This is a genomic window from Streptomyces sp. ATLC9 (assembly GCF_057196705.1).
Genome location: NZ_JBXUOY010000270.1, coordinates 1 through 6792, shown reverse-complemented (window position 1 = coordinate 6792; position 6792 = coordinate 1). Strand labels below are relative to the sequence as shown.

Below are 6792 nucleotides of genomic sequence, written 5' to 3'. Positions count from 1 at the left end.
CCGCCCGCCGCCCCCCCCCCCCCCCCCCCCCCCCCCCCCCCCGCCGCGCCCGCCCCCCCGCGCCCCCCCCCCCCCCCCCCCCCCCCCCCCCCCCCCCCCCCCCCCCCCCCCCACGACCGCTCGCGCGAGCGCGCGGGGTATCGCGGGGTATTCAGCCGCGCTGGATGCCGGAGGTGTCCTGCAGGACGCCGCGGCGGCCGTCCTGCGTCTGCGCCACCAGCGCCTGGCCGCGCTGCTCCACCGCCAGGTACCAGGTGCCCGGGGCCAGTTCGGCGACCGGGGCGGGGGAGCCGTCCTCGCCGTACAGCGGCCGCGCGACCGGAACGGCGAACCAGAAGGGCTGGAAGTTCGGGTCGGCCGGAGCGCCGCCGCCCGCCGGGGCCGCCTGCTGCTGCGGCGCCGGCCGGCCCCCGTCGTACGGCTGGTGCTGGCCGTGCGCCGGCTGGCCCTGCGCCGCCTGGCCCTGCACCGCCTGGCCGTGCTGGTCGGGCTGACCCGGCTGCGGGCCGCCCGGGTAGCCGTAACCGCCCTGCGGCTGCCCCTGCATCGGCTGGCCGTGCATCGGCTGGCCGTGCTGGGCGCCGGGGTAGCCGTAGCCGCCGGCCTGCGGGCCCGGACCGTAGGGGTTCGGGGCCTGCGGGGAGGGGGCCGGCAGCAGCGGGGCCCTGAGCGCGCCCACGGTGTTGCCCAGGACGGCGAAGACCGCCAGGAGCAGACCGCCGATGAGGGTCAGCCAGGCGCCCGCACCCAGGTCGATGTTGCGGTTGAGGTCCAGGCCCTCCGGGTCCGGCGCGATGGTGGCGAACACCGACCACAGCGCCGCCCAGCCGACGAAGACCGCCAGCGCGGTGCCCCACTGGTCGAGACCGAGCCCCGCCACCTTGCGCTCCCCGGGCATGATCCGTCCGAGGACGAGCAGGGCGGCCGCGATCAGCGCGGCGAGCGTCACCGTCGGCAGCAGCGGGAAGAGCGCGGGATCCCAGCTGCTGACCGTGCAGTTCTCGGTGCAGTCGTCGGCCTTGAAGAAGGCGAGGAACGAGGCGATGAACAGCAGTACCGCTGCTCCGGCAACCGCGCCATCGCTTCGGGTGAGCGAGCGGATGTTCACGTAATATCCTTAATCGGTTTCGTCATGGTCTGGTCAGACGGGGCGGGCCCTATCGTACGGAAGGACGCTCCGCGGAGTCCGGCGGGTTCTCCCGCCCGGCCCCGGCCCGTCCCGCCGGCCCGCTCACCGGTTCACGCGCCGCCTCGGGCGCCGCCCCGCGCGCCGCCGCGCTCGCCCAGCAGGAAGGCCGCGACCCCCTCGGCGATGCCGCGGGCCGCGCGCTGCCGCCACTCGGGATCGGCCAGATGCCGGGCCTCTCGCGGGTCGCGCATGTTGCCGCACTCCAGGAAGACCTTGGGCACCCGGGAGAGGTTCAGTCCGCCCAGGTCGTCGCGGACGGTCAGACCGGTGTCGGCCACCGGGCCCCCCAGGTAGTCGGCCGGCCCGGAGCCCGTGGCCTCGGCGAAGGCCTCGGCGAGGCGCTCGCCCAGCCGGCGCGAGGGGGCGGTGATCCGCCGGGTGTCGGCCGCGCCCTCGGTCACCCGCGCCGGGAGGATGAGGTGGAAGCCCCGGTCGCCCTCGCCCGATCCGTCGGCGTGCACCGAGACCACCGCGTCGGCCCCCGCCTCGTTCCCGATCCGGGCGCGCTCGTCCACGCACGGCCCGTACGGGCGGTCGCCGTCGTGGGTGAACTCCACCCTCGCGCCCAGCTCTTCGAGGAGGGGGCGGGCGCGGCGGGCGACGTCGAGGGTGAAGGACGCCTCCGCGTAGCCGGAGTCGGTGGCCGTACCGGTGGTGTCGCACTCCTTGCGGTGCGTGCCGGCGTCCACCCGGCGCGCGATCTCGCGGGTGTGCTCGCGGTTGTCCGGGTTGTGCCCGGGGTCGAGCACCACCACGGCGCCGTCCAGGGGCCTTGCGGCCCCGTCCGGTTCCCCGGTCTCCTCCGGCACCCGGGAGGGTACGGAGGGGTGCGTTCCGGACACCCCGGGGGTGCCGGACGTCCCGCCGGCTTCCGTGTCCCGCGCCGACCGCCACACCAGCAGGCCCGCCAGGAGGGCGGACAGCGCGATCACGAGGATCACGGCAGGGGCGGACAGCCGTCGGCCGAGGGACATGACCGGATCGTAGCGCCGCGTCCTACAGGCCCGGACCGGTACGCCGCAGAACGCGCAGCGAGCGGACCGCACGCTCCTCGGAGAAGGCGCCGGAGGCCAGCGCGCGGCGGTGGATGCGGTGGGGTGCCTGGCCGCCGTCGGCCGGGTCCGGGAAGACGTCGTGGATGACCAGCAGCCCGCCCTCGGCCAGATGCGGGACCCAGCCCTCGTAGTCGGCGCTCGCGTGCTCGTCGGTGTGCCCGCCGTCGACGAAGACCAGGCCGAGCCGGCCGCCCCACACCGACGCCGCCCGCGGCGAGCGTCCGACGAGCGCGACGACGTGCTCCTCCAGCCCGGCGGCGTGCAGGGTGCGGCGGAAGAAGGGCAGGGTGTCCATCAGCCCCACCTCGGGATCCACCAGGGAGGGGTCGTGGTACTCCCAGCCCGGCTGCTGCTCCTCGCTGCCCCGGTGGTGGTCGAGGGTCAGGACGGTCACGTCGCCGTCCGCGCGGCGGGCGGCGTCGGCCAGCAGGAGGGTGGAGCGGCCGCAGTACGTGCCGATCTCCAGCAGCGGCAGCCCCAGCCGTGCCGCGTCGCGGGCGGCCGCGTACAGCGCCAGCCCCTCGTCGGCGGGCATGAAGCCCCTGGCCGCCTCGAAGGCGGCGAGGACCTCGGGCGCGGGTCGCTCTGCGGAATCCATGGGCTCGGCCTTTCTGACCTGTGGTGCGGCCGACCATGCTGCCCCACGCGTGCCCCGGCCGGTGAGGCGGGTGGGCGGGGGCTCGTGGGAGCGCGCTCCGCGCCCGGCGGCGGGAAGGCCCCGGACACCGCGGAGGACCGCGGCACCCGGGGCCCGTGCCCGTGCCCGCAAGGACGTACCGGAGCGGGCGGGATCAGTCCTCCCGCGGCTCCTGCCCGGCGGGGCGGCGGTGGCGCCCTTGGACGGGCACCGAGGGCTCCTCGCCGACGGCGGCCGGGCCGCGGTGCTCGCCGGCCTCGGCGCCGGTCTCGCTGCCCGTCTCGGTCTGGGTCTGGGACATCGCGGGAGTACTCCGTGGATTCGAGGCTTCTTCCTCCGTACCCGACCAGATCGTAGTAGTCCTACGATCTTCGTTCCGCCTCTTTCCGGGGCAGTGGCGCCTGCTGGAGCGGCACCGGTGTGAAGGCCGCCGACCGCACCGCGAGCGGATCGCCCTCCCCGCCCGCGCCGTCCTCCCCCGGGCCGTCCTCCCCCGGGCCGTCCGGGGCGCGCTCCGCGCGCTGCCGGGGCGGCGGCCCGGGCTCCGGCGACGGCGTGATCCGGGCCAGGCCGCACCGTGTCCGGCCCGCGGGGCCGCCCGCGCAGGGCAGCCGCAGCTCGCCCCGCGCCGTCCACAGGCCCGTGCCCCGCACCCACCCCACCGGGGCGGGCAGATGCCGCAGCCGCCGCAGGGAGGGGCGCCACAGGGCCACCCACGTGCCGTTCGGCCCGTCCGCGCGCAGCGCCACCGCGCAGCCCTCGGGGGTGAGGGCCTGGCCGGGCTGAACGGCGAACGGGGTCAGCGCGACGCCCGGCGGGCGCAGGGCGCCGGGGAAGCGCACGGGCCGGTGGCTGCCGAGCACGCCCCAGCCCAGCCGCGTCTCGCCCGGCGCGTCGGAGCGCAGGAGCAGCAGACCGCTGTCGGGGTCGGCCAGCAGCAGCCGGTCCTCGCTGTCCTCGGTGAGCTCCAGCAGCGGGAAGACCCCGCCGCCGTGCCCCAGGTCGACGACGACGGTCTTGGTGCGCCCGGCGGCGTCGGTGCGGTCCAGGGCCAGCAGGCGGCCCTCGCGGTCCAGCCAGGCGCCGCCCGAGCAGCGGCCGGGCACCTCGGCCACCGGCTCCGGACCGCGGGGGCCGCCGTGCACCAGCCACACCGTCGAACCGTGCTCGCCGGGGGCGAGCGCATGGACCGGCAGGCCGTGCGAGCCGTACGGGGCGGGCGGCAGCAGCCGCAGCGGCCCGCAGCCCACCGAGCCCAGCGGGAGCTCGCCGGTGCCCGGGCCGGTGGGGTAGAGCAGCGCGAGGTCGTGCCGGCCGCCGGCCGCACGGCAGATCAGCACCCGCCCGTCGGGCAGCGGGAGCACCTGGGCGCCCGGCCCCTCCGGGCGCGGCCCCGGCAGCGGGACCGCGTACGGCTCCGGGCCGTCCAGCGTCCAGCGCTCCGGGATCAGGCCGCGCCCGTCCCCGGCCGGCGCGAGCCGGGCCGCGTAGGAGCCGTCCGCGGTGATCGTGAGGCCGGGGTGCGCCGTTTTCGCGCCCTCGCTCCGGGCGGCCTCGACGGTACTGATGGTCATCAGCCCATCACCTCCGGTGAGGACGGTAGTTTTCGCGCCCCCCGCCGGACGGCCCGAGCGGGACGCCTTCACACGTACGGGGGACGGCGGGCCGTTTCGCCGGAAGGGAGGCGCCCGGTGTGCTCCGCCCGGCCCCGCACACCGGGGCGCACGGCAGGTAACCTCTCACCCGTGCCTGCACTCTCCGATGTCATCGCCGCACTCGACGAACTGTGGCCTCCCGAGCGGGCCGAGCAGTGGGACGCGGTCGGAACGGTCTGCGGGGACCCCGACGCCGAGGTCGGCCGGGTACTGGTCGCCGTCGACCCGGTGCGGGAGACCGCCGACGAGGCGGTGGAGCTCGGCGCCGACCTGCTGCTGACCCACCACCCCCTCTATCTGCGCGGCACCACCACGGTCTTCGCCGACGCCTTCAAGGGCCGGGTCGTGCACGACCTGATCCGGGCCGGCGCCGCCCTCCACGTGGCGCACACCAACGCCGACCGCGCCGACCCCGGCGTCTCCGACGCCCTCGCCGGGGCTCTCGGCCTGCGGGTCACCGGCCCGCTGGTGCCCGACCCCACCGACCCGGCCGGACGGCGCGGCCTGGGGCGGATCTGCGAACTGGACACCCCCGAGCCGCTGGCCCGCTTCGCCGGACGGGTGGCCGCACGGCTGCCCGCCACCGCGCAGGGGGTGCGGGCCGCCGGGGACCCGGACCGTCCGGTCGGCACCGTCGCGGTCTGCGGCGGCTCCGGCGACAGCCTCTTCGACCAGGTGCGGGCCGCCGGCGTCGACGCCTACGTCACCGCCGACCTGCGTCACCACCCGGCCTCCGAGGCCGTGCGGCACGGCGGCCCCCATACGGGGCCGGCGCTGGTGGACGCCGCGCACTGGGCCACCGAGTGGCCCTGGTGCGAGCAGGCCGCCGCCCAGCTCGACGCGGTGTCCCGGCGGCACGGCTGGGGGCTGCGCGTCCACGTCTCCCGCACGGTCACCGACCCCTGGACCGTCCACGCGGCGTCCGCCCCCGCCCAGGGCGCCGCCCCCACCACCATCACAGGAGCCCCCAACTGAACGCCGAGCCCGCCGACCAGATCCGCCTCCTCGACGTCCAGGCCCTCGACGTCCGGCTCACCCAGCTCGCCCACCGGCGGAAGAACCTGCCGGAGCACGCCGAGATCGAGGGACTGACCGCCGACCTCTCCCAGGTGCGCGACCTGCTGGTCGCCGCCCGGACCGAGGAGAGCGACACCGCCCGCGAGCAGACCAAGGCCGAGCAGGACGTCGACCAGGTGCGCAAGCGCGCCGCCCGCGACCAGCAGCGCCTGGACTCCGGCGCGGTCACCTCGCCCAAGGACCTGGAGAACCTCCAGCGCGAGATCGCCTCCCTCTCCCGGCGCCAGAGCGACCTGGAGGACGTCGTACTGGAGATCATGGAGCGCCGCGAGTCCGCCCAGGAGCGCGCGGCCGAGCTGGCGCAGCGGGCCGACTCCGTCCAGGCCCGCATCGACGACGCGGCGGCACGGCGCGACGCGGCGCTGACGGAGATCGACGCCGAGACCGGGACCATCACCAAGGAGCGCCAGGTCGTGGCCGCCTCCGTCCCGGCCGACCTGATCAAGCTCTACGACAGGCTGCGCGAGCAGCAGGGCGGCGTCGGCGCGGCCCGCCTCTACCAGCGGCGCTGCGAGGGCTGCCGCCTGGAGCTGAACATCACCGAGCTGAACGACATCCGCCAGGCCCCGGCCGACGCGGTGGTGCGCTGCGAGAACTGCCGCCGGATCCTGGTGCGCACCCCCGAGTCGGGACTGTGATGCCCGGTCCGCAGCAGGCCCCGGGCTCCCCGGACTCCCCGGACTCCCGCAGGACCTTCGTCGTCGAGGCCGACGGCGGATCCCGCGGCAACCCGGGCCCGGCCGGCTACGGCGCGGTCGTCCGCGACGCCGCGAGCGGGCGGACGCTGTCGGAGGCGGCCGAGTACATCGGCACCGCCACCAACAACGTCGCCGAGTACCGGGGCCTGATCGCCGGGCTGCGCGCGGCCCACGCGCTCGACCCGCGGGCCCTGGTGCGGGTGCGCATGGACTCCAAGCTGGTCGTCGAGCAGATGTCGGGCCGCTGGAAGATCAAGCACCCCGCCATGCGCCCGCTGGCGCTGGAGGCCGCCTCCGTCTTCCCGCCGGAGTCGGTCACCTACCAGTGGATCCCGCGCGAGGAGAACAAGCACGCCGACCGGCTGGCGAACGAGGCCATGGACGCCGGCCGCCGCGGCCAGGAGTGGCGTCCGGCTGACTCCACCGCCGAACTCGGCGCCGGCGCCCTCCCGGGTCTCTCAGCGGCCGCCGGGGCCCCGGC

General features: G+C 77.0%; 8 protein-coding genes. 3 read left to right on the top strand and 5 right to left on the bottom strand.

Annotation, left to right across the window (positions count from 1 at the left end):
* Positions 1-151 precede the first annotated feature (151 nt).
* The 5 genes from AC2CJA_RS22150 to AC2CJA_RS22130 all read right to left on the bottom strand — a co-directional run bounded on the left by AC2CJA_RS22150 (position 152) and on the right by AC2CJA_RS22130 (position 4455).
* A complete protein-coding gene (locus AC2CJA_RS22150) occupies positions 152-1108 on the bottom strand; it encodes a DUF5336 domain-containing protein (RefSeq protein WP_484604432.1) in 957 nt (318 codons plus the stop codon).
* 131 nt (positions 1109-1239) lie between these two features.
* Entirely contained in the window at positions 1240-2163 is a 924-nt protein-coding gene (locus AC2CJA_RS22145) for an N-acetylmuramoyl-L-alanine amidase (RefSeq protein ID WP_484604431.1), read from the bottom strand.
* A 22-nt stretch (positions 2164-2185) separates the two neighbouring features.
* The gene (locus AC2CJA_RS22140; RefSeq protein WP_484604430.1) at positions 2186-2842 is read right to left on the bottom strand and encodes a class I SAM-dependent methyltransferase; all 657 of its coding nucleotides are present in this window, start codon (positions 2840-2842) and stop codon (positions 2186-2188) included.
* Positions 2843-3035: 193 nt separating this feature from the next.
* Positions 3036-3182 carry a hypothetical protein gene (locus tag AC2CJA_RS22135; RefSeq protein ID WP_484604429.1) on the bottom strand — a complete coding sequence of 49 codons (147 nt, stop codon included), beginning with the start codon at positions 3180-3182 and terminating at the stop codon, positions 3036-3038.
* Positions 3183-3243: 61 nt separating this feature from the next.
* Positions 3244-4455 (bottom strand): hypothetical protein, encoded by a 1212-nt coding sequence (locus AC2CJA_RS22130; protein WP_484604428.1) that lies wholly within the window; start codon positions 4453-4455, stop codon positions 3244-3246.
* Between the two features lie 171 nt (positions 4456-4626).
* Between AC2CJA_RS22130 and AC2CJA_RS22125 the strand changes: the two genes are divergently transcribed.
* The 3 genes from AC2CJA_RS22125 to AC2CJA_RS22115 all read left to right on the top strand — a co-directional run.
* Positions 4627-5511, top strand: coding sequence for a Nif3-like dinuclear metal center hexameric protein (locus AC2CJA_RS22125; RefSeq protein ID WP_484604427.1), 885 nt, complete (start codon positions 4627-4629; stop codon positions 5509-5511).
* A complete protein-coding gene (locus tag AC2CJA_RS22120; protein ID WP_484604433.1) occupies positions 5508-6251 on the top strand; it encodes a zinc ribbon domain-containing protein in 744 nt (247 codons plus the stop codon). Before AC2CJA_RS22125 ends, AC2CJA_RS22120 begins: the two co-directional genes overlap by 4 nt.
* On the top strand, positions 6251-6792 hold a 542-nt coding region (locus AC2CJA_RS22115), incomplete at its 3' end, for a reverse transcriptase-like protein (RefSeq protein WP_484604426.1). The genes AC2CJA_RS22120 and AC2CJA_RS22115, both read left to right, overlap by 1 nt.